The organism is Alcaligenes phenolicus, from assembly GCF_032063905.1.
In the GTDB taxonomy this organism is placed as follows: Bacteria; Pseudomonadota; Gammaproteobacteria; order Burkholderiales; family Burkholderiaceae_B; genus Alcaligenes; species Alcaligenes phenolicus.
In genome coordinates this window covers 95,699-116,922 of sequence record NZ_DAMBOE010000008.1, presented here as the reverse complement: position 1 = coordinate 116,922, position 21,224 = coordinate 95,699, and the positions used below count along the sequence as shown (strand labels likewise).

The 21,224-nt window shown below is 56.8% G+C and carries 15 protein-coding genes; 10 read left to right on the top strand and 5 right to left on the bottom strand.

Going from position 1 to position 21,224, the window contains the following annotated elements:
* Window positions 1-336 precede the first annotated feature (336 nt).
* Both U2949_RS15815 and U2949_RS15810 read right to left on the bottom strand, forming a co-directional pair.
* The gene (locus tag U2949_RS15815; protein WP_257724278.1) at window positions 337-1,308 is read right to left on the bottom strand and encodes a Bug family tripartite tricarboxylate transporter substrate binding protein; all 972 of its coding nucleotides are present in this window, start codon (window positions 1,306-1,308) and stop codon (window positions 337-339) included.
* 37 nt (window positions 1,309-1,345) lie between these two features.
* Window positions 1,346-2,935, bottom strand: coding sequence for a sulfatase family protein (locus U2949_RS15810; protein WP_257724279.1), 1,590 nt, complete (start codon window positions 2,933-2,935; stop codon window positions 1,346-1,348).
* Window positions 2,936-3,041: 106 nt separating this feature from the next.
* On the opposite strand from U2949_RS15810, the gene U2949_RS15805 reads away from it, so the two are divergent.
* Window positions 3,042-3,956 (top strand): LysR family transcriptional regulator, encoded by a 915-nt coding sequence (locus U2949_RS15805; RefSeq protein ID WP_009464011.1) that lies wholly within the window; start codon window positions 3,042-3,044, stop codon window positions 3,954-3,956.
* Window positions 3,957-4,071: 115 nt separating this feature from the next.
* Window positions 4,072-5,184, top strand: coding sequence for a GGDEF domain-containing protein (locus tag U2949_RS15800; RefSeq protein ID WP_009464009.1), 1,113 nt, complete (start codon window positions 4,072-4,074; stop codon window positions 5,182-5,184).
* A 73-nt stretch (window positions 5,185-5,257) separates the two neighbouring features.
* On the opposite strand, the gene U2949_RS15795 is transcribed toward U2949_RS15800, so the two are convergent.
* Window positions 5,258-7,690: a penicillin acylase family protein gene (locus U2949_RS15795; RefSeq protein ID WP_321288720.1), complete on the bottom strand. Its 2,433-nt coding sequence runs from the start codon at window positions 7,688-7,690 to the stop codon at window positions 5,258-5,260.
* Window positions 7,691-7,876: 186 nt separating this feature from the next.
* Here U2949_RS15795 and U2949_RS15790 point away from each other — a divergent pair, with 186 nt between their 5' ends.
* The 6 genes from U2949_RS15790 (at window position 7,877) to U2949_RS15765 (ending at window position 14,199) form a co-directional block, all read left to right on the top strand.
* The gene (locus tag U2949_RS15790; protein WP_321288719.1) at window positions 7,877-8,464 is read left to right on the top strand and encodes a hypothetical protein; all 588 of its coding nucleotides are present in this window, start codon (window positions 7,877-7,879) and stop codon (window positions 8,462-8,464) included.
* Between the two features lie 417 nt (window positions 8,465-8,881).
* Window positions 8,882-10,099: an ABC transporter substrate-binding protein gene (locus U2949_RS15785; protein WP_035273686.1), complete on the top strand. Its 1,218-nt coding sequence runs from the start codon at window positions 8,882-8,884 to the stop codon at window positions 10,097-10,099.
* Window positions 10,100-10,166: 67 nt separating this feature from the next.
* Window positions 10,167-12,062 carry an ABC transporter permease gene (locus tag U2949_RS15780; protein ID WP_257724282.1) on the top strand — a complete coding sequence of 632 codons (1,896 nt, stop codon included), beginning with the start codon at window positions 10,167-10,169 and terminating at the stop codon, window positions 12,060-12,062.
* Window positions 12,059-12,826, top strand: a complete 768-nt coding sequence (locus U2949_RS15775; RefSeq protein ID WP_257724283.1) for an ABC transporter ATP-binding protein — start codon at window positions 12,059-12,061, stop codon at window positions 12,824-12,826. The genes U2949_RS15780 and U2949_RS15775 overlap by 4 nt, the downstream gene beginning before the upstream one ends.
* Window positions 12,823-13,602, top strand: a complete 780-nt coding sequence (locus U2949_RS15770; RefSeq protein ID WP_257724284.1) for an ABC transporter ATP-binding protein — start codon at window positions 12,823-12,825, stop codon at window positions 13,600-13,602. The genes U2949_RS15775 and U2949_RS15770 overlap by 4 nt, the downstream gene beginning before the upstream one ends.
* Before the next feature lie 48 nt (window positions 13,603-13,650).
* Window positions 13,651-14,199 (top strand): DUF924 family protein, encoded by a 549-nt coding sequence (locus U2949_RS15765; RefSeq protein WP_321288716.1) that lies wholly within the window; start codon window positions 13,651-13,653, stop codon window positions 14,197-14,199.
* A gap of 150 nt (window positions 14,200-14,349) precedes the next feature.
* On the opposite strand, the gene U2949_RS15760 is transcribed toward U2949_RS15765, so the two are convergent.
* Window positions 14,350-17,190 carry a c-type cytochrome gene (locus U2949_RS15760; RefSeq protein ID WP_321288714.1) on the bottom strand — a complete coding sequence of 947 codons (2,841 nt, stop codon included), beginning with the start codon at window positions 17,188-17,190 and terminating at the stop codon, window positions 14,350-14,352.
* Window positions 17,187-17,663 (bottom strand): (2Fe-2S)-binding protein, encoded by a 477-nt coding sequence (locus U2949_RS15755; protein WP_035273699.1) that lies wholly within the window; start codon window positions 17,661-17,663, stop codon window positions 17,187-17,189. Before U2949_RS15755 ends, U2949_RS15760 begins: the two co-directional genes overlap by 4 nt.
* A gap of 400 nt (window positions 17,664-18,063) precedes the next feature.
* Here U2949_RS15755 and U2949_RS15750 point away from each other — a divergent pair, with 400 nt between their 5' ends.
* Both U2949_RS15750 and U2949_RS15745 read left to right on the top strand, forming a co-directional pair.
* Window positions 18,064-20,322, top strand: a complete 2,259-nt coding sequence (locus U2949_RS15750; RefSeq protein WP_321288712.1) for a xanthine dehydrogenase family protein molybdopterin-binding subunit — start codon at window positions 18,064-18,066, stop codon at window positions 20,320-20,322.
* 60 nt (window positions 20,323-20,382) lie between these two features.
* A complete protein-coding gene (locus U2949_RS15745; RefSeq protein ID WP_321288710.1) occupies window positions 20,383-21,207 on the top strand; it encodes an alpha/beta fold hydrolase in 825 nt (274 codons plus the stop codon).
* The last annotated feature ends 17 nt before the right edge of the window (window positions 21,208-21,224 follow it).

Here is a 21,224-nt window from a genome sequence, read left to right as displayed (position 1 = left end):
GTTCTGGAATCCGGGATGCAAGCCCTGTGCTGTTTGAGCGGGGCGCTTGTACTTGGTCCGGGGGACCAAGTACCCCGCGAGTTCACAGGGCGCCCGGATTCCAGAATTGACAAGGGCACCGGTGCGTAGCACCGGCAAGTGCTCAGCCCGAACACCCCTACACCTGCACCAACCGGCTCCTTGCTCCTGCTCCCTTCTTTTAACGAGCTGCATCTCCATCAAGCATTGAGCATCCCTATAGCAAGTCCACGAAGAAAGCACGCTCTCAGTAATCCCTACGCACCTATGCGGCCCCCAAAAAAAAGCCCCTGAAACCAGGGGCCCTAACTTCACCAATTACTGATCAGAACGAATATTGTTATCCCGCACAATCTGCTCCCAGCGAGCGTTACGCTGCTGCACCCATTGGGCTGGAGAAACCTTGGACGAGTCGTAGGCTTGAATATCCAGCATCCGCAAAGTCTCGGCGGTGGACGGACGCTTCACGATATCGCTGAGCAAATCGTTCCATGCCTTGATCTTCTCTGGAGGCGAACCCTTGGTGGTGAAAACCAGATACGAGAAGCTCTCGTTAAAGTTTTCCAATCCAGGCAGCTTTGCTTCGGCCAAAGTAGGAACCTCAGGCAGTAACGGATTGCGCTTGCCGCCAGAAGTCGCCAAGGGAGTCAGCAAACCTTCCTTGATCGGACCCAAAACACCGGCAATCGTCAGAAAGCCGCTGTCCAGACGCTCGCCATACATATCATTGACCACAGCGCTATTGCTGCGATACGGAATGTGATCCAGCTTGATACCGCTATCTTGCGTCAGTGCCGACATCATCAAATGCCCAGGCGAACCCATACCGGCCGAGCCGTAATTCATGGGCTTGGCGCGGGCACGCTCCAGAAACTCGGCAGGCGTTGTGATGCCGGTCTTGCTGGGAACCACCAGAACCTGGTCAAAAGTACCCAGCAAAGACACCAGATCCAGGGACTCCCCGATCTTGAACTTGCTGTTGACGTAAATATGCGGATTGGCTGTGGCAACCGTATCCAGTGTCAGCAACAAAGTATTGCCATCCGGCTTGGCCCGGCCCACCGCCTCTGCAGCAATCGTACCGGCTGCACCCGCCCGGTTCTCCACCACAATCGTCTGGCCGGTGGTTTCAGTGGCTTCGCGGGCCAACATGCGACCCAGGACATCCAGCGGACCACCTGCCACGGAACTGACCACAATGGTGGCCACCTCGGCACTCTGGACTGGCGTAGCCAAAGGTAAGAGCAGCGCACAAATGCTTACTTTGCGCAGCAAGGAAAAGGTGGGCATAGATGTCTCCAGATAGGGGTAATTAACAGTGTTCAGCTCACGCTATCGCCAAAGGCAAGGGACTGGTTTCGCTGTGAGCCATCATGGTATCGATCAATTGACACAAAAGCGTTGTTTTTAACGCTTGCGCGTCAGGTTCATTCCACAAATTATGTTGTTCCAGCGGATCGGCTTGCAGATCGTACAGCTCGCCAATTTGACCGCCTTCATACAGGCTCAGACGGTGCTGCTGCGTGACCAGCGAACGCAGCTTGGTGCGAATAGGCGTATTGAACAGCTTGCGCTGGTTCTCTTCCTCGATCAGTACGCCTTTGCGCCATTCCACAGGCTCCTTGTGCATCACTTTCAGCAAGGAGCGACCCTGGATGCCGTTGTAGGGCAACTGGCCGGCACGCTCCAGCACCGTAGGCGCGACGTCAATGGTAGAGCAGACCGCCTCACTTGTGCCTTGAGTTTTCGCATCCTTGGGGTCAAACCAGATAAAGGGGCTGCGAATAATGCTTTGGTAATGCACAGGGCCCTTCAGCATCAATTGATGGTCGCCCATGAAGTCGCCATGATCACTCATGAAAATGACGATGGTGTTTTCCGCCTGGCCAGTGCGCTCCAGATGGTCCAGAATGCGGCCGATCTCGGCATCAATATGCGTGATGGAACCGTAGTTCAGCGCAATCGCCTCGCGGGCCTCGCGCTCGGAGCAGGCAAACAGCGTAGGAGTGTGCTTGATGGCTTTGCCTTCATCACGCAGCTGATGCAGCAATTGCAGATGGGCAGGCAGGGGATGCGGGCCCAGGTGGAAGGAGTCGGGCAGGCTGACCTCTTCAGGCTTGTACATATCCCAGTACTGACCGTGCGGAGTGAAGGGGTGATGCGGGTCCGGGAAGGAGCACTGAATAAAGAAGGGCTGTTGTTCCTGGGCATATTTGTCCAGCACAGCGCGGGTCCGTTCACCAATCCAGGCCGTGGTGCTGTACTCTTCTGGCACACGGGTACGCCAGGCTTGGCCAATGCGGCTTAACTCGTAGTCCGGAGTCGGGATGGCGTTTTCAGGGCCGGACAGGGCGGCGATTTCAGGATGTTCATTCTGCAGCCAGCGGCCATAGTCGCCCCAGACCTGATCGCCGTGATCAATGGCCAGGTCCACGTGCTCGTAGCCGTAAAAAGGCAGCTGAACACCGTGATCGGCGCGATCACGCCACCATTGGCCACATTCCTGGCCGTAATCGTTGGTAGGCAGAGGAGGGCGAGCTTCTCCCTTGGTTGGAGGATCATCCGGCCGTGGGTAGAGCGGGGGCGTATCCGTTATATTTTGCAGGTGCGCCTTGCCGACCAAGGCTGTGCTCCAGCCTGCCTGGCGCAGTACATCGACAAAGGTGCTGGAATCCAGTGGCAGGGGCACACCATTGTGACGGGCGCCGTGCACCGAGGGCATGCGACCTGTCATCAGGGACGCACGGTTGGGCATACAGATTGGGGTGGCGACGTAAAATCGGTCAGCACTCCAACCACGAGCGGCTAAAGCATCCAGATTGGGCGTTTTAACTTCTTTATTGCCGTAACAAGCCAAATGGTCTGCGCGGAGTTGATCCGCAATGATCAATAAAAAATTGGGTACTGACTGAGACATGACGTGCCTATTTTGTAGCTTTGGGTATCCCCATTATGGAAGCGGTAGCCATAATGTTAAATTGAATAACTTGCAGGTATATATACCTCTTTCATATAGGTCAGTCATGAGCTGGAGTGAACGCATTCGCTTGAAGCATCTGCAGGTTTTAATTCGTTTGTGCGAAGAAAAAAGCATGAGCGATGTGGCCCGGCAGTCCAATATGACTCAGCCTGCCTTGTCAAAATGGCTCAAGGATTTTGAAGACAATATAGGCATGCCCTTGTTCGAGCGTCATGCTCGCGGCATTGAGCCTTTGCCAGCTGCCCTGGCACTGGTTTCCCAGGCCCAGGGGGTGTTGAATCGCCTTGACCGCATGAATGCGACTCTGGAGCAATACAGGCAGGGTTTTCGCCAGCAATTTACCTTGGGTATCTCGCCTATGGTGGCTGCGGTTTATTTGCCGCAGTTGCTGGTGTATTTGCACGAGCGCGATCCACAATGCCATATCCGTATTCAGGAAGGCACGCTGGATATTTTGAGCCGTAATCTGGAACAGGGCGAACTGGATCTGGTCATTGGCCGTGTAGATGAAGCAGGCCGTAACCCGGCGATGGCGTATTTGCCTTTGGGTATGGTGCCTTTGGGGGTAGCGGCTTGCCGCAAGCATCCTCTGGCACAGCAAGATGAAGTGACCTGGGAGCAGACGTTGGAGTATCCCTGGATCTTGCCACCACGAAACAGCCCGATGCGGCGCAGTTTTGAACTGGGCCTGGATGCCAAGGGCTTGCCGTATCCCACCTGCGCCATTGAGTCCGCCTACGCACATACCAATGCCCGTGTGGCGGTCAATAGCGACTTTTTAGTGCCCATGACACGCAGCATGGTGCCGGTCTACCCGGAGCTGTGTATCTTGAACCTGGACTGGAGCGACCCGCGCTTGCATGGTCAACTGGGTCTGTTGTGGCGCCCGCAGGATTCGGGCGAACCGATGTTGGAAGAGGTAATTAGCTGGATGAGTAAGCAACCTCAAGTGGTGTGATTGTAAGTCGGGGTCAGCGCGGGCTGACCCTGAAAGAACTGACAGCTTGTTTTTCAAACTCATGTAACTAAAAATTGCCGTTATGTTACTTTGTTTCTTCTTAGCGAATTGATTGATGGGAACAATTCTGGAAGGCTGGAAAAACTTGCAAGCGATCAGTATTAGCTCGGTGCGCGACACACTGAGCGGGAAATATCATTCTCGTGACTTCATTCATGCCCGAATGGAGTATTTGCGCAGCCGTGTCATTCTGGTCGGCTTGTTATTTGCTTTGCTGACCCCCCTTTGGACTTTGATGGACTGGCTGGTCTTGCCCAGCTGGCCCGCGCATTTGATGGCGATACGGGTTTTAAGCCTGGGGGGACTGATCTTGTGTGTATGGCTGGCTTTCAATGGCCACCAGCGCATTACCCGCATTTATGTTTTAAGCGGCCTGGTCTTTATTTTGCCGGCCTCTTTTTACGCCTATATGCTGCTGACCCTGTCCGGGGCCGGCCAGTACGTTGTGCTGGGGTATGGCTTTATTCCTTTTCTTTTGGTGGCCACCTTAAGCATTTTTCCTTTTACTTTGCTGGAATCAGCCTTGGTGGGGGGCGCGTTAATTGCTTTGCAGGTTTTGGCCAGTGTCAGTTCCGGAACCTGGCTAAGCATGAAAGGTTTACAGGATCTTTGGCTTTTGACAGCCTTGCTGGTCGTCGCTTTAACAGCCAATTATTTTCACCTGGGGCTTTTGCTGCGTTTATATCGGCAAGCCACACACGATACCTTGACCGGCTTGTTGAACCGGGGCGCGATTAGCCGTCAGCTGGGACAGGGGCCAGTGCATGAAAGGCTGCATGTGCTGATGGTGGATCTGGATCATTTCAAGCAGATCAACGATACCCACGGTCACTCGGTAGGGGATGACGTGCTGACGCGTACAGCCTCTTTATTCAAGGCGCAGCTGGGGCCGGATGATCTGGCGGCCCGTTACGGTGGCGAGGAGTTTGTACTGATTCTGGCCGGGCGTAGTGATGCGCAGGCCTTGAGTTTTGCCGATCTGCTTTTGAGCCAGGTACAGGCACAAACCTTTTATAACCACGACCGCGAGGCTTTTCAGATTACGGCCAGTATGGGTTTGGCGGTGTGCCAGCCCGGTCAGGTGATTGAGGATGTCCTGATGCAGGCTGACCAGCGCTTGTATCAAGCCAAGCGTGCTGGTCGTAACCAGGTGGTGGCGAGGGATTAAGCCTGCCGGGTGAAGCACAAGGAAACGGGGCCTGGAGCGTATGCCGCTCCAGGCCCCGTTTTCTATTTATGGCTTAGTAGCGCAGGGTTTGGCTATTTTGGCTGGCCTTGTCGATGTCCTGAGTGCTGATGGCATCGCTCTTGCACTTGAAGGCAGCAAACATCTCCAACTGATCCGAGTGATGGGCGCTGGCTTCGCCTTCAGGATTGATGAAACCGCTTTGACCGGGAGCCATAACCGAGCACATGCGCACGCCAGCGGGGTCCAGCACATACTGGAACCGGGCGCTGCCGGTGTTCAGATAAGGCATGATGCGGCGCTCGTGCGCAGGGTCAGACCAAGGCACCCCAATCGCATTGCGTGCGGCGAACAGCATGGATACGGCAGGGGCGCGCCATTGCTGGGCTTGTGCGCCCTGTGATTTCTGTAGCGAGGCAGCAGCTTGCTCCAGTGCGTCCAGCACCAGTTCCTGAGCCCGGCGACCTTGCAGGAAATCAATTGTTTGTGGCACACCGGCAGCCGGGCCCTGAATGGCATTCCAGATCAGCTTGGCGGCCGCAGCGGGCTGGGCACTGCGCGGATCATCCATGGCCGGGTACAGGCTTTGGGTATAGGTGTTGTAGACGCTGTCAGGCAAACGACCTTTCAGGAATACGGGCACTGCAGCTTGCATCCAGGCCTGCATTACGGCTGGGGCGCTGCCTTCGTACTGTTTGCCATTGCTGGCCACTTGCAGCTTGTAGTCCCAGCCTTTCAGTTGTTCGGCAGCCTGACGGGCCAGGGCGCTGGCACGTGGCAGCTTGGCAGCTTCCTGAATGATGGGGGCGAAGTAGCGCGCATTCAGATCAGAGCGGGCACCCAGGGAATCAATGCCCCAGATTTCTTCGTCACTCAGGCGCTGTTTGGCCTGTAGCGGTGCCAGCAGTTCCTGCACACGGTCCACATAGGAGAAGTTGGAGTTGTCTGCCAGCAAGGCACCGTAAGCCTTGTTATTCCAGCTGGCGATATAGCCTTGCTGCGGGTTCAGCACTTTGGGGTTGTGATCAAAACTCAGGAAGCCTTGCCATTCCATACTGCCGTCGCCCGCTGCCGGGAACTGGATCGCCTGATTGGCCGGGCGCTTGGGCAGGAGGCCCAGGGCTGCCGCACCGATATTGTTCTGGGTGTCGGCGTAGAACCAGGTAATGGAAGCGCTGACGCGTGAGGCCTGGGCCATGAATTGATCCCAGTTCTTGGCCTTGGCCGCATGGGCCCAGCCCAGCAAGGTTTCAATTTCCCGGCCTTCCCAGGTGCGACGGTTGGCGTAGGCGGTGTTGTTCTTTTTGTCCCAACTGCTGACATAACCTTGAGCTGCGCGGTAAACGTCCAGCGTCACATCGTCCTGACCACGCACCTTGATGCGTATCTGCTTGTGCTCCATGGGGTGCCAGGCATTGTTGTACCAGTAGCTATGCGGGTCACTGTCTTTCAAGCGCAATTGGTAGACGTCATTGGTGTCCAGCGAACCCACTGTGGAGCCCCAGGCAATCTTGCCGTTGGTGCCGAAGAGGATGGCGGGCAGGGCCACCGCAGTGCTGCCGGTCAGGTCGTAGCCCGCACCATGCAGGCCGACGCTATAGGTAATGGACGGGGTGTACCAGCCTTGTTGCGGGCCGTTGTACAGCACGGCATGACCGTGGCTTGTCTTTTCGGGGCCCAGCAACCAGGCATTGCTGGCCGTAGGTGTGCCCGCGGCCACGGTGGGGCCCAAGGCGACGGCTTGCTTGTGCAGGTAGTCCTGCGCCGCTTGTGCGGACAGAGCCTGTAAATGCGTAGGCAAATCGGCCAGCGCTGCCTTGGCGTCAGGCTGCGGAATAATGGTGGGGGCAGTCGGGTCGTTCAGCCAGCGTAGTTGTTTGTAAAGCTGTTCGCCACGTTCCGCGCCCTGGTCTGCTTTCAGGGTTTCCAGCAGACTCAGGTTGGCCACTTCGGCCGTGCCAGCAAAGAAGCGGTTCAGAATCAGGCCCACCCAGACCATGGCAATATCTTCAGGCTGCCACTCAGAAGGCTCAAACCCTTTGTCCAGAAATTCCTTGGGCATCAAGGTGTCGCGCTGGGCTTTCACCTCACGAACGCGTTGGGTGAAACCAGCGGCATAGCCCTCGAACATGGCGCGGTCCTCTTTGGACAGAGCGGCCAATTGCTTGCGGATAGAGTCCGGGTCGATATTGTTGTGAGTGACTTTATCCAGCTCCAGGAAGTCCGGTCCCAGAACTTCTGCCACGGTTCCCCAGCCAGAGCGCTTGGCAATTTCCATCTGGTATAGACGGTCTGTAGCCACGGCATAGGCATAGCCATAGAACAGGCCATAAGTGCTGTCGGCATAGATATGAGGAGTGCCGTAGCTGTCGCGCTTGATGGTGACGCTGCGCTCACTTAAGGGGGCGCTGGCACAGGCGGCCAGCAACACGCTGGTGGTCAATACGCCAAGAGTCAGTCGAGATGGAAAGCGACGGGGAAAAGTCAAAATCTTGTCTCCAAAAGAATAGCCTGGAAGGCTACGTTTTTTTATCTCTTGAGAATATAACGTCAAAATTATTTAGGCATTGATATTTCCAGGTGAAACCTTCTAGAGGATTTCCCCAGTAGAAGCGGGGTTTGGGAACGAAACTTGCTGGTTCTTTGTTGAACACATTTATTGGGGAGCCTTGTTATGGAACGCATTATTGCGGCGGAATTCGATACGTTTGATCAGGCCCAACAAGCTGCGCGAGTCCTGCAGGGGCTGGGTTTGGAAAGTCAGGATCTGCAGATTTTCTACCTTAAACCAGGAGGTCAGCATGCGCAGTATCCGATTGGAGGTGACAGAACTTTGGACAAGGCTGCCCGAGGAGGAGGTTTGGGTGCCATCCTGGGTGTCGTTCTGGGGGCCGCCTTGGGGGTCGCTCTGGGCTGGTGGTTATTGAGCATGACAAGCTGGCCCCAGCTGCTGTTGCTTGCCTTTGCGGCCTTGGGGGCTTACATCGGCGCTATGGTGGGCGGGATCGTGAAGCTGGGTGGCCATAAGCCTGAAAAAGAGCCTTTAAACCGTGTTTCGGGCGTCATGTTGGCGGCGCGTCTGGGGTCGGCCGAGGAAGCGGTACTGTTGCGTGAGTTGCAGCGCAATGGGGGCTACGCGATTGAATGGGCCAACGGCAATTGGAGTGATGGCCAATGGCAGGACTTCAACCCAACGCGCACCCCTCAGTTATATGATTTACCCTCTGCGGGGCAGAAAGTACACGAGACTCGCAGTGGCTGATTGCCACTTTGGCGCGGTGACTCCAGAGCAGTAGCTTATAAGCCTTTCTAGCGTTTTTAGCCGTTTGCTTCCCCTTTGCCGGATATGATGGAGCAGTTTATGAAAACCATGATTCGGCGCGTGCAGGAACCAGGCGGGGTGGTTGCGTTTTAATCTTTGGGCTTATTAAGTGTAGTCACTGTATATCGGTAGTTATCTTCTTTTCAGGCTATCTACTTTTTCTGCTCATTTCTTCTTGGTCTCCTTGCTGTAACGGCTTTCTGCGTGGCTTGTTGTGTTTTATGTTTAAAGTGTTCAAGGGTATATCCCTAGGTCTTGGCCGATTTACTCCCAAAAATACCATGTGTACACTTTAAATCACTAAAACAAGACAAGTTGCTGAGTCGTGTTTCGCCTCACAAGCCCACGGAGAAGACAATGAACAAGACATTTGCAGGGGTAGCACTGGCAGGAACGATGATGTTGCAAACCTTGGGGGCCACCGCTGCCGCCGAGGGGGTGATCAAGATTGGTGAGCTGAACAGCTATAAATCCCAGCCCGCGTTTTTAGGGCCTTATCGAAACGGGATGGAGCTGGCGGTTGAGCAGATCAACCAGGCCGGGGGGATTCACGGCAAGCAGCTGCAATTGATCATCAAGGACGACAACTCCAACCCCGGCGATGCGGTACGCGCTGCCGAGGAATTGATCTCGCGTGAAAAAGTGGATGTCCTGACCGGGACCTTCTTGTCCAATATCGGTCTGGCCATTACCGACTTCGCCAAGCATAAAAAAGTTTTCTTTCTGGCCAGCGAGCCGTTGACCGACAAGATCGTCTGGGCCGATGGCAACCGCTACACCTTCCGCCTGCGCAACTCCACCTATATGCAGGTGGCCATGCTGGTGCCCGAAGCCGTCAAGCTGAACAAGAAGCGTTGGGCGATTGTGTACCCCAACTACGAGTACGGTCAGTCCGCCGTTGCCACGTTCAAGACCTTGATGAAAGAAGCCCAGCCCGATATTGAATTTGTGGCTGAACAGGCTACCCCGCTGGGCAAGGTCGATGCCGGAGCAGTGGTGCAGGCCTTGTCCGAAGCCAAACCTGATGCGGTCTTTAACGTGCTGTTTGCGTCCGACCTGGCTCGTTTGGTCCGTGCCGGTAATCAGCGCCAGTTCTTCAGCCCTGCCTTGCCGGTAGTCAGCATGTTGACTGGCGAGCCGGAGTACCTGGATCCCTTGGGTGAAGAAACGCCGGAAGGCTGGATTGTGACAGGCTACCCCTGGTACGCCATCGACACGCCCGAGCACAATGCCTTCCTGAAAGCCTATCAGGACAAGTACAAAGAGCACCCGCGCCTGGGCACGATTATTGGCTACAGCACGATTGTGTCGATTGCCGCCGGTATCGAAAAAGCCGGTTCTACCGACACGGAAGCCATGATCAAGGCCTTCCGTGGTCTGGATGTGGTCACGCCTTTTGGCCCCATTACTTACCGTACGCAAGATCAGCAATCCACGCAGGGGGCGTATGTGGGTGTGCTGGCCAAACAAGACGGCAAGGGCATCATGACCAATATCCGTTATGCCGATGGCAAAGATGTACAGCCTACGGATGAGCAAGTCAGCCAGTGGCGTCCTGCCGCGGCCAATCAATAATTCCAGGAACGCAGTATTTCGTAGATCGGCGCGCCCTCTGGCGCGCCACTTCTGACGCGAGGCAGTAATGGCCTTATCGGGTTTATGGGTGCAGTTCCTTAACGGGCTGGCCGAGGCATCGTCTTTGTTCCTGGTGGCGGCGGGTTTGTCCCTGATCTTCGGGGTGACACGTATCGTCAACTTTGCACACGGCTCCCTGTATATGCTGGGCATCTACATGGCGTATTCCGCCGTGCAATTCATGGGTGGCTCGGCACTGGGGTTCTGGGCAGGTTTGATTGTGGCAGCCTTGCTGGTCGGCGCTTTGGGAGCCTTGCTGGAGATCGTGCTGCTGCGGCGTATTTATAAAGCGCCCGAGCTGTTCCAGCTATTGGCCACTTTTGCCCTGGTGCTGGTGATTAATGACGGGGCCTTGGCTGTATGGGGGCCGGAAGATCTGCTGGGGCCGCTGGCTCCGGGTTTGAGCGGTTCTATTTCCATTGCAGGGCGCTTCTTCCCGGTCTATGACCTGGTGCTGATCGTCATCGGTCCGGTAGTGCTGGGCTTGCTGTGGCTCTTGCTGACTCGTACCCGATGGGGCGTGCTGGTGCGCGCCGCGACCCACGACAGACAGATGCTGGGTGCGCTGGGTGTGAATCAGGCCTGGTTGTTTACAGGGGTCTTTGCCTTGGGCGCTTTTCTGGCCGGTTTGGGTGGTGCCGTGCAATTGCCGCGTCAGCCCGCCAATCTGCTGCTGGACTTGAGCGTGATTGGGGATGCCTTTGTGATTGTGGTGGTCGGCGGCATGGGCTCCATCCCCGGTGCTTACGTGGCTGCGCTGATTGTCGCTGAATTGAAGGCCCTGTGTATTGCGCTGGGCACGGTCACCTTCTTTGGCATGGACTTTGCCTTTCCGAAGTTGACCCTGGTGGTGGAGTTCATCTTCATGGCCGTGGTGCTGGTGTTCCGGCCCTGGGGCTTGTTTGGGCGTGCTCAAGCTGTCAGCCGTAACTCGGCTCCTATCGAAGCGCCTCTTCGTGCTGGTAGTGGGGCGTTCCAGATCATGGTGCTGGTGGTTCTGGGTGTGATGGCGGCCTTGCCCTTGATGAGCGACTGGTTCCCGTACGCACCCGTGCTGGCTTTGGATATTCTGGTTTTGTCCCTGTTCTCCTTGAGCCTGCATTTCATGATGGGGCCAGGGGGCATGAACTCTTTTGGTCATGCTGCTTACTTTGGCTTAGGCGCTTATGCGGCTGCCCTGTTGTTCAAAGCGGCGGCTTTGTCCATGGGCTGGTCCCTGGTTCTGGCTCCAGCTGTCGCAGGCTTGGGCGCGCTGATCTTTGGCTGGTTCTGCGTGCGTCTCTCCGGTGTTTACCTGGCCATGCTGACTTTGGCTTTCGCACAGATTATCTGGTCGATTGTGTATCAGTGGGACAGCTTTACAGGTGGCTCCAATGGCGTGGTCGGTATCTGGCCTGCGGAATGGCTGTCGGGCGATCGCTACTATTACTTTGCCTTGCTGCTGGTGGTGGCAGCGGCCTTCCTGTTGCGTCGCATCTTGTTCTCGCCCTTTGGCTACGCCATGCGTGCCAGTCGGGACTCGGCCTTGCGGGCCGAGGCCATTGGCATCCCCGTCAAGCGTGTGCAGTGGCTGACCTTTATTCTGGCAGGTACGTTTGCTGGTCTGGCCGGTGCCTTGTTTGTCTTTTCCAAAGGTAGCGTCTCGCCTGAAGTGATCGCAGTGAACAAGTCCGTGGATGGCTTGGTCATGGTCTTGCTGGGTGGTTTGCAAACTCTGGTTGGGCCTGTGGTGGGTGCAGCCGTATTCACTTTGCTGCAGGATTTCTTCCTGGGCATTACACAGTATTGGCGCGCCTTGTTCGGTGGCGTGATTCTGCTGCTGGTTCTGGCTTTCCCGCAGGGTATTGCCGGCTTTTTCAAACGCTGGGCGCATCGCCGCGTAGCACCGGAGGCATCGTCATGAGTTTGCTGCAAGTACGAGGTCTTAAAAAAGCGTTTGGCGGCAATCTGGCCGTAGACGGTATCGAGTTTGATGTGCAGGCCGGAGAGTTCCTGGCTCTGATCGGCCCCAATGGGGCTGGCAAAACCACCACCTTCAATATGGTGGGCGGGCAATTAACGCCTACAGCCGGGTCGGTGCGTTTGGGCGACCAGGAGTTGGTGGGATTGGCCCCGCGCAAGATTGCTGCCTTGGGGGTGGGGCGTACCTTTCAGATTGCCGCGACTTTTGCGTCTCTGACGGTGGTGGAAAATGTGCAGATGGCCTTGCTGGCACATCAGAAAAAACTGTTTTCCTTCTGGCGTCGGGCGGCTCAGTTCGAGCGGGCTCGTGCGCTGGATTTGCTCGATCAAGTAGGCATGCAGGCGCAGGCCGAACGGCCTTGTAGCGAGCTGGCTTACGGGGACGTGAAGCGGGTAGAGCTGGCGATTGCATTGGCCAACGATCCCCGTCTTTTGCTGATGGATGAGCCCACGGCAGGCATGGCCCCCAAAGAGCGTAATGAGTTGATGCGCCTGACCAAAAAACTGGTGATCGAACGCAATATGGGTGTGCTGTTTACCGAGCACAGCATGGACGTGGTGTTCGAGCACTCGGACCGTATGTTGGTGCTGGCCCGTGGCCGGCTGGTGGCAGAAGGGGATGCAGACTATATCCGTCAGCATCCCAAGGTGCAGGAGGTGTACTTTGGCACAGGCAAAACATTCGAGAACAAGGAGCCCGCATGACGCAGGATTTAGTAGCCGGTTCTGAGCGGGTTGCCACAGGCGTGGCCGACAAGCAGCCTTTGCTAAGTGTGGATGGCTTGAATGCCTGGTACGGTGCTGCGCATATCTTGTTTGACCTGTCACTGACCGTGCAACGTGGTGAAGTTGTCGCCTTGATGGGGCGTAACGGCGCTGGCAAGTCCACTACCTTGAAATCCATTATGGGTTTGATGGAGCGCTGCGAGGGTCACATTGAATTCATGGGCCAGGCCATTCACGACAAGCAGCCCTTTGAAATTGCTCGTGCCGGTTTGGGATTTGTGCCCGAAGACCGACGCATCTTTACTGATTTAAGCGTCACGGAAAATCTGGAAGTGGGCCGTCAGCCCGCACGACGCTGGCCGGATGGCACAGCAGCTCCGCACTGGCAGCCTGAACGCTTGTACAGCCTGTTTCCCAATCTGGGTCAGATGCAGGACAGGCCCGGCGGGCAGATGAGCGGGGGCGAACAGCAAATGCTGACCGTCGCGCGCACCTTGATGGGCAATCCCTATCTGGTCTTGCTGGACGAACCGTCCGAGGGTGTGGCTCCCGTGATTGTGGAGCAGATGGTGCACATGATTCTGGAGCTGAAGCAGGCGGGTGTCAGTATCTTGCTGTCCGAGCAGAATCTGCACTTTGCCGAGCTGGTGTCGGATCGGGCTTATGTGCTGGAAAAGGGGCAAATACGGTACAGTGGCGCCATGCAGGAATTAAGCGCCAACGAGCAAGTGCGGCGCACTTACCTGTCCGTCTAACTTCGGGCCTCCCAGTATTGGAGGCCAGACCGGCTCCAGGAGAACACCATGGCAGATGCACGTCCCAATCCTCAGGCAGTGATTGATTTCTGGGTTGAATCAGGGCCAGAGAAATGGTTTCGCAAGTCCGATGACTTCGACCGGGAATTTCGCGAACGGTTTTTGGACTGGCACGAGCGTGCGGCCAGGGGCGAGCTGGATGATTGGGCACAGACGGCAGAAGGGGCCTATGCCTTGCTGATTCTGCTGGATCAGTTTCCGCGCAACTCTTTTCGCAATACCACACGCATGTATGCGACCGATGAGAAGGGTTTGGCGATTGCCAAGGAAATGGTGGTCAAGGGTCTGGATAAACAGATTCCGGTGGAGCGCCGTGTGTTTTGCTATCTGCCATATTCCCATGCAGAGAATCTGGCCGATCAGCAAGAGGCCGTGCGTCTGAATCAGGAGATAGGCCGTCCCTGGCTGGATCACGCCGAAGAGCATCTGGATGTGGTGGAGCGCTTTGGCCGCTTCCCGCACCGTAATTCGATCCTGGGGCGTACTACCACGGCGGAAGAGCAGAAGTTCCTGGAGGCTGGTGGTTTTTCCGGTTGATGGGTTTTGAGTCCGGGCCTGGCTGGGATCTTGGCCTTGGCCAAGTCTGAAGGCGATGTGAACCATAAAACAAAGGCGGCCAAGTGAAAACTTGAAGCCGCCTTTGTTTCGTTTGCCGCGCGTCCAAACACTCTCTGCGGACACCCCCGTCTACAAGTGTCCCTTCTGTTCCCTGATGGTCGCAATCTTGTCTTTCAGTCCTGTCCAGGCCGGTTTGTCCGGAGCAAAACGCGCTCGCATATAGTTCAGCAAATCTTCCATCTGCTCGTCATTCATGCTGTTCTTGAAACCGGGCATGGAGCCCAGAGCAGGCTGTGCCGGACGGGTAATGCCGTGCATCAATACCTGAATCGTATTGTCCGGATGCTCGCTGTGCAGATTGCTGTTCAAGGCCAGGGACGGGCGGGCACCAAATAGCACCGGCCCACCGCGCGGGTCGTGACAAACAGCACAAGCCCCGTTGAACAGGTTTTCACCCGGCATCAACATCACTTCCTTATTGCTGCGGCTGTTCTGCTCCAAAAGCGCGGCCTGGGCGGCGTGCGTTTGTTCTTGTTCGCTCTCGACCGGGTTCAGGCTGCTTAGATAATGCGCCATGGCGCGGACATCGGATTCAGGCAGTTCTGCCAAACCCGCCACGACCGGTCCCATTGGCCCTGCTGCCACACCATGTCGGGGCGAATAGCCGGTACGCAAGTACTGGTACAGCTCCTGTTCTGTCCAGGGGATGGGGGCTTTGGACAAGCTATTGAGTGCAGGCGCTTCCCAGTTGTCCGCAAAACCACCGGCCAGGAAATTCGCTTCACCCCCTTTCTCGGCTCCCAGCATATTGCGCGGGCTATGGCAGGCGGCACAGTGGCCGCTGCTATTGACCAGATAGGCTCCCCGGTTCCACTGCACAGTTTGCGTGGGGTCCGGCACGTAGGCATTCGGATCACGGTGAAACAGCAGGTTCCAGCCCGCTACCAAAGGCCGCATATTCATGGGGAAGGGCAGCTTGGTTTCAGGCACTTCGGATTTCACTGGCTCTTGCGTCATCAGGTAGGCGTACAGGGACTGCATGTCCTCATCGCTGATCTTGGCAAAGGCCGTGTAAGGGAAGGCCGGGTAAAGGTGGCGACCGTCCTGATGAATACCTTCGCGCATGGCACGTTCAAAGGCTTTGTAGCTCCAGCTGCCTATGCCGGTTTCTTTGTCCGGGGTGATGTTGGTGGTATAGATCGTGCCAAACGGCGTATCCAAACCCAGACCGCCCGCATTGGGTGTGCCGCCTTCAGCGGTGTGGCAGACCATGCAGTCGCCCGCAATCGCAACCAGGCGGCCGCGTTCGATGGCCAGCTCTGAAAAGATGGAGGTATCCACCTGGCCGACCGGTGCAATGGCAGGTCGCCAGGGCAGGGCACTCAAGACTGTGCCGGTGGCGACCGCGGCCAAGGCTCCCCACCAGGCTTTGCGTTTTTTGCTGCTGCCTGTCTTATCGGACTGATAGCCCAGTGCCAGAGACTGTTCGCTAAAAGGCGCGCTGGTCAGACGTATGCCACTGGCATTGAAAATTGCATTGGCAATGGCGGCAGCGGCGGGCAGTTCCACGCCCTGATTCCAGGCCAAAGGCTGGCCTACGGCAGACTCCCGTTTGACCAACTGAACGGCTGGCTTGTCGGCTGTTTCCTCGACGGGGCTGTCGCTATGACCTTCACCGCCTTTGCCCACGCCGTTGTTTAGCAGTTGCTGTGCCCAACGACTCAGTCGGTCGGCCAAGGCAGGCGCGGACTCCGTGGCCTGCTCGGGATTGCCCAGCTCGGTGCTGTCGTGACCAATGGTCAGCTTGTCTATGCTGAGTGTGCCTTGGCGGGTATCGACGCTGACATCTACAGCCCAGGCGGACCACTGCTCGCGTGCGGTTTTTCCGGGGACGTGTTCAACAATATGGCTGTAGGCCAGCCCGCGACCCTTGCGTAAAGGGCCTTGATGGGCGGGCAAGGGTTCGGACCAGTCCGACTGTTCGGCAACCCGTTGCAGAAGATCTCGACCTTGGGGACTACTGACTTGTTCCAGTCGTGCCGCCAAGGGATCCAGTCCCAGGCTGTGGCAGTCTTGATCGAACTGCGACTCTTGAGCAAAGATCGTGGCCTGGGCCAGGCTGTCGGGGTCGCTGCTGGCGGCTGCGCCATCATAGTTAGGTGTAGGGGCGGAGAAGTAATCACTTTTTACGGCCGGGCCGCTGCTGGGCAAACCTGGCTGACCGCAAAGAATGGCCGCCAGAGAAGGGCGCGCACCGGACAAGGTATTCAGTTGCCAGCGGGTGGCCTGCAAATGGGCATTCAGGTCGTTTTGCTCTGGGGTGCCTTTATAGACGCTCAGGCGAATGATGTCTGCACTGTGGCTGGCACGAACTTGTACGGCCTGGGGGCGCCCAAAGGCCATTACTGCCGCATCCATGGCACAGTCGTAAGCATCGGCCTGATTACCGGCAATATCCTGCAAATGGATCTGTTCGCTGGGCAGGCCGCTCAAGGCTTGCAGCTCAATCAGCAGGGCCGCGGGGCGCTGCGTATGCGCCCAAACATAAAGCTGCTTGTCGTGATAACAGGCACGAGCCCAGGCAGTTTCCTGATGCTCGGCGGCAGATTGCCATTCATAGCTTTGATCGGGGGTGCTAAGCGTAGCAGCAACTTCCTCATTCGCTGGAAGCGTAGCCTGGTTTGCCGCTACGGGCGTAGCCCAACGTGCATCCAGCAAAGCAGCGCCTTGCTGAGCCTGCTCGGCTTGCACCGCCAGCACACCCAGAAAATTGCCCATCTGCACACAGGCCACGACACCAGGCACTTGCAGGGCGGCCTGCTGGTTTACTGTCTGTAATTCAGCACCCAGATACTGCCCGTTCTCGTACGACCAGTAAGGAGGGCGTACAACAGCGCCATGCAGCAGGCTGGTGCCAGCAGGCAGTTCCGGCCACAACGCTCGGGAAAGGTCTTGTACTGAATGACTCATTGCCGGGCCTTTGCGACGCGTACAGCGGCTTGCATGATTTCTACGTGTGTGCCGCAACGGCACAGGTTATAGCGCAGCTCGTCCCGAATCTGCTCTTCGGTGGCTTGCGGATTGCGTTCCAGAAGGGCCTGCACAGTCATGACCATGCCATTGAGGCAATAGCCGCATTGTGCGGCCTGGCAGTCAATAAATGCCTGCTGAACATCATTAGGCTGGCCGTTCCGGGCCAAGCCTTCCAAGGTAGTGATCTGACGGTTTTCTACCAGGCTGACAGGCACAACACAGGAGCGGGCGGCCACACCATCGACCAGCACCGTACAGGCGCCACATTCACCCAGGCCACAGCCGAATTTGGGGCCATTCAGTTCCAGGTCGTTACGCAATACATAAAGCAGCGGCGTATCGGGTTCCACCTCGATGATGTGGGTCTCTTGATTGACCCGCAAAGTATGCGGGCGAGTACAAGGGTTCATGGGTTTCACCTTTGGTAGATCGCACCTTGTTGTCGGACAGCGTGTGCGGTGCTTTTATCAGCTCGGTATTGATATGCTTAAATTAAGTGTATACACTTTAATTTATCGAGTAAATAGATTCTACTACTCCCTTGAGGTATCAATCAAAGACCTCTCGGGAAGACGTTCGAAATTCGGTCTAATCTTATTTAATATAGGGTTTACACTGATTATTAAGCCCTTGATTTTCTCTTTATAGTAGTTGCGATAAATGGGTTGAAGTGCACTGCATTTGTTTTTATTAGGGCGTGTACGCTAGTAATCAATGTTTTGCCAAGGCACGTTTCAGGCAGGTTTCCAGGGATGGATCCCTGATTGCCGGTTTCCAGCCCCTTATATCAAGCCCAGCCAGGAGAGTGTGATGTCTTACGATGCGCCGCGCCACCAGCAGCAAGACTTGCTCAGGGCGTCCGGCACCTTGCTGATTTTAGCGGCACCGGCGCGGCCTCCCAAGCCTTCGCCCGGTCAGCCCGGCGTGGTGTCCGAGTACTTGCAGGCGCACGACGATGTCTTTGTCGCCGTGTCCGAACAGGGCTGGGTACGCGCTTTTAATGGGCACGTGGATCTGGGTACTGGCATTCAAACCGCACTGAGTCAGATTGTGGCCGACGAGCTGGATGTGCCCATGGCGCGTGTGCAAATGGTGCTGGGCCATACCGATGCTGTGCCCAATCAAGGCCCCACCATCGCCAGTGCTTCCATTCAGATTCATGCTGTACCGCTGCGCAAGGCGGCGGCTCAGGCACGTCAATTGCTGCTGGCACAAGCCGCAGAACGCTGGGCACTGCCTGCCGATCAATTACGCGTGGAAGACGGCACCATCATTGCCCCGGACGGGCGCAGCCTGACGTACTGGCAATTGCTGGAAGGTCTGGAACTGCGGGCCTATCTGGATAAAGAAACTCCCACCAAACCGGCCGAACAATTGCGCATTGTAGGGACAGCCCAGGCGCGTGTCGATATTCCGGGCAAGGTCGCAGGGCAGTGGGTGTATGTGCACGATGTGCGCGTGCCCGGCATGTTGCATGGCCGCGTTGTGCGTCCTCCTTATATAGGGCGTGATAGCGGCGACTTCATCGGTCGCAGCCTGGAGTCTGTGGACGAGGAGTCCATCCGTCATATTGGCGACGATGTGCGTGTCGTGGTGATTGGCGACTTTATTGGTGTGGTCGCGCGCCGTGAAGAACACGCTATGCGTGCTGCCCGTGAATTGAAAGTGCGCTGGAAAGCGATTCCTCCGCTGGAGGATATGAGCAATCTGGAGCAGCTGATTCGTCGTCGGCCCATGACGGAGCGTTTGCTGGCCGATAAAGGGCCGGATTTTGACGAGCTGCCGCCAGAAGGCAAGCGCTTGAAGCGTAGCTATGTCTGGCCTTTTCAGCTGCATGCCTCTATTGGTCCGTCTTGCGCGGTGGCGGACTACCAGCCCGGCCATAGCCGGATCTGGTCAGGCTCGCAGAACCCGCATATGCTGCGCGTCCATTTGAGCCAGTTGCTGGACGAGGACGAGGCCGGTCTGGAGATCATCCGTCACGAAGCGGCCGGTTGTTATGGCCGTAATTGTGCTGACGATGTGTGTGCGGATGCCTTGCTCTTGTCTCGAGCCGTAGGTGCGCCGGTGCGTGTGCAACTGACGCGTGAGCAAGAACACGGCTGGGAGCCTAAAGGCGCTGCTCAGTTGATGGATGTGGAAGGCTCCATTGATGCCGAAGGACAGCTGCGTCATTACGATTTTGTGACTCATTACCCCTCCAACGATGCGCCGAATCTGGCGCTCTTGTTGACGGGGCGAGAGTCGGCGGCCCCCCGTCAATTGGAAATGGGGGATCGCACGGCAGTACCGCCTTACAGCTATCCCAAGCAGCGCATTGTGTGTCAGGACATGCCCGCGATTGTGCGTGCTTCCTGGCTGCGCGGCGTATCGGCCATGCCCAATTCTTTTGCGCATGATTGCTTTCTGGACGAGCTGGCAGTGGAAGCCGGTGTGGACCCCTTGATCTATCGCCTGCGTTATCTGGATCAGGATGTGCGCGCGCAGGAACTGCTACAGGCGGTGGCGGATAGGGGGCAGTGGCAGATCGGGCAGCGTGGCTCACGCGGGCAGCCGGACGAGCAAGGCTATCTCTACGGTCGTGGCTTGTCGTACGCCCGCTATATACACAGCAAGTTTCCCGGTTTCGGGGCTGCATGGTCAGCCTGGGTGCTGGACTTGCGAGTCCATGTGGAAACAGGCGTGATTGAAGTTCAGAAGATTTATGTGGGCCAGGACACCGGGCAGATGGTGAACCCGGCCGGTGTGCGTCACCAGATTCACGGCAATGTGATTCAGTCCTTGAGCCGCACTTTGTATGAACAGGTGCGCTTTAACGCACAAGGCGTGGTCAGTGCGGAGTGGGGCGCCTATCCCATTGTTGATTTCCCACGTATCCCGCCTATTGAGGTGGTTTTGATGGACAGGCAGTCCGAGCCGCCTATGGGGTCGGGCGAATCCGCCTCCGTGCCCTGTGCCTCGGCCATTGCCAATGCTTTGTTTGATGCAACTGGCCGACGTTTTCGGCAGGTGCCTTTTACACCGGATGTGGTCCGGGCCGCGCTGGCTGCTACACCCCAAATGGCGTAGGCAGCAGCAATTTTCATGGGTCGGGCCCCGGCCTGACGGTTTCAATCCAAGGACAGATTAATGAGTACCTTTCTTTACGGCGGCCATGTTCACGCCAATGGCATTCGTCAGCATTACTTGCGCTACGGCGGTTCCAGCGAAGGTCGCGATCAGCGCCCTGCAGTCATTATCGTTCCCGGTATTACCAGCCCGGCCGTGACCTGGGGTTTTGTGGGCGAGCAGTTCGGCAAGCACTTTGATACCTACATTCAGGACGTGCGTGGTCGTGGTTTGAGCGAAGCAGCTGAAGGCATGGATTACAGCCTGGATGCGCAGGCGGATGATTTGATCGCCTTGGCTCAAGCCTTGGGCCTGAAAGACTACATCGTGGTCGGCCACTCCATGGGTGCACGCATTGGTTTGCGTGCGGCTCACAAGAACAGCGATGGCCTGAATCGTCTGGTCATGGTTGATCCGCCAGTGTCCGGCCCAGATCGTCGTGCCTATCCTTCCAAGTTGCCTTGGTATGTGGATTCCATGGCGATGGCTCGCAAGGGTTGTACCGCTGACGATATGCGCGCGTTCTGCCCGACTTGGACCGAAGAGCAACTGCAGTTGCGTGCCCAGTGGCTGCACACCTGCCACGAGCCTGCGATTCTGGCCAGCTTTGAGGGTTTCCACACCGACGATATTCATGTCGACTTCCCGCATTTGACCGTACCTGCCTTGCTGATGACAGCCGAGCGCGGCGATGTGGTGCGTGATGAAGATGTGGCCGAGATTCAGCAGTTGGCCCCTGGCGTTCAGCACGTTCGCGTGCCTGATGCCGGTCATATGATTCCTTGGGATAACGAAGCGGGCTTTTACGAAGCCTTCGGTGATTTCCTGGGCCAGCGCTTGATGTGATGTTGAAAGGGCCGCAC

What these genes read in the sequence shown, in the direction of transcription:
- U2949_RS15785 (WP_035273686.1), top strand. Translation starts at nt 8,882, where the DNA reads ATGAACAAGACATTTGCAGGGGTAGCACTGGCAGGAACGATGATGTTG.
- U2949_RS15750 (WP_321288712.1), top strand. Translation starts at nt 18,064, where the DNA reads ATGTCTTACGATGCGCCGCGCCACCAGCAGCAAGACTTGCTCAGGGCG.
- U2949_RS15800 (WP_009464009.1), top strand. Translation starts at nt 4,072, where the DNA reads ATGGGAACAATTCTGGAAGGCTGGAAAAACTTGCAAGCGATCAGTATT.
- U2949_RS15745 (WP_321288710.1), top strand. Translation starts at nt 20,383, where the DNA reads ATGAGTACCTTTCTTTACGGCGGCCATGTTCACGCCAATGGCATTCGT.
- U2949_RS15805 (WP_009464011.1), top strand. Translation starts at nt 3,042, where the DNA reads ATGAGCTGGAGTGAACGCATTCGCTTGAAGCATCTGCAGGTTTTAATT.
- U2949_RS15790 (WP_321288719.1), top strand. Translation starts at nt 7,877, where the DNA reads ATGGAACGCATTATTGCGGCGGAATTCGATACGTTTGATCAGGCCCAA.
- U2949_RS15810 (WP_257724279.1), bottom strand. Translation starts at nt 2,935, where the DNA reads ATGTCTCAGTCAGTACCCAATTTTTTATTGATCATTGCGGATCAACTC.
- U2949_RS15780 (WP_257724282.1), top strand. Translation starts at nt 10,167, where the DNA reads ATGGCCTTATCGGGTTTATGGGTGCAGTTCCTTAACGGGCTGGCCGAG.
- U2949_RS15755 (WP_035273699.1), bottom strand. Translation starts at nt 17,663, where the DNA reads ATGAACCCTTGTACTCGCCCGCATACTTTGCGGGTCAATCAAGAGACC.
- U2949_RS15775 (WP_257724283.1), top strand. Translation starts at nt 12,059, where the DNA reads ATGAGTTTGCTGCAAGTACGAGGTCTTAAAAAAGCGTTTGGCGGCAAT.
- U2949_RS15760 (WP_321288714.1), bottom strand. Translation starts at nt 17,190, where the DNA reads ATGAGTCATTCAGTACAAGACCTTTCCCGAGCGTTGTGGCCGGAACTG.
- U2949_RS15770 (WP_257724284.1), top strand. Translation starts at nt 12,823, where the DNA reads ATGACGCAGGATTTAGTAGCCGGTTCTGAGCGGGTTGCCACAGGCGTG.
- U2949_RS15815 (WP_257724278.1), bottom strand. Translation starts at nt 1,308, where the DNA reads ATGCCCACCTTTTCCTTGCTGCGCAAAGTAAGCATTTGTGCGCTGCTC.
- U2949_RS15765 (WP_321288716.1), top strand. Translation starts at nt 13,651, where the DNA reads ATGGCAGATGCACGTCCCAATCCTCAGGCAGTGATTGATTTCTGGGTT.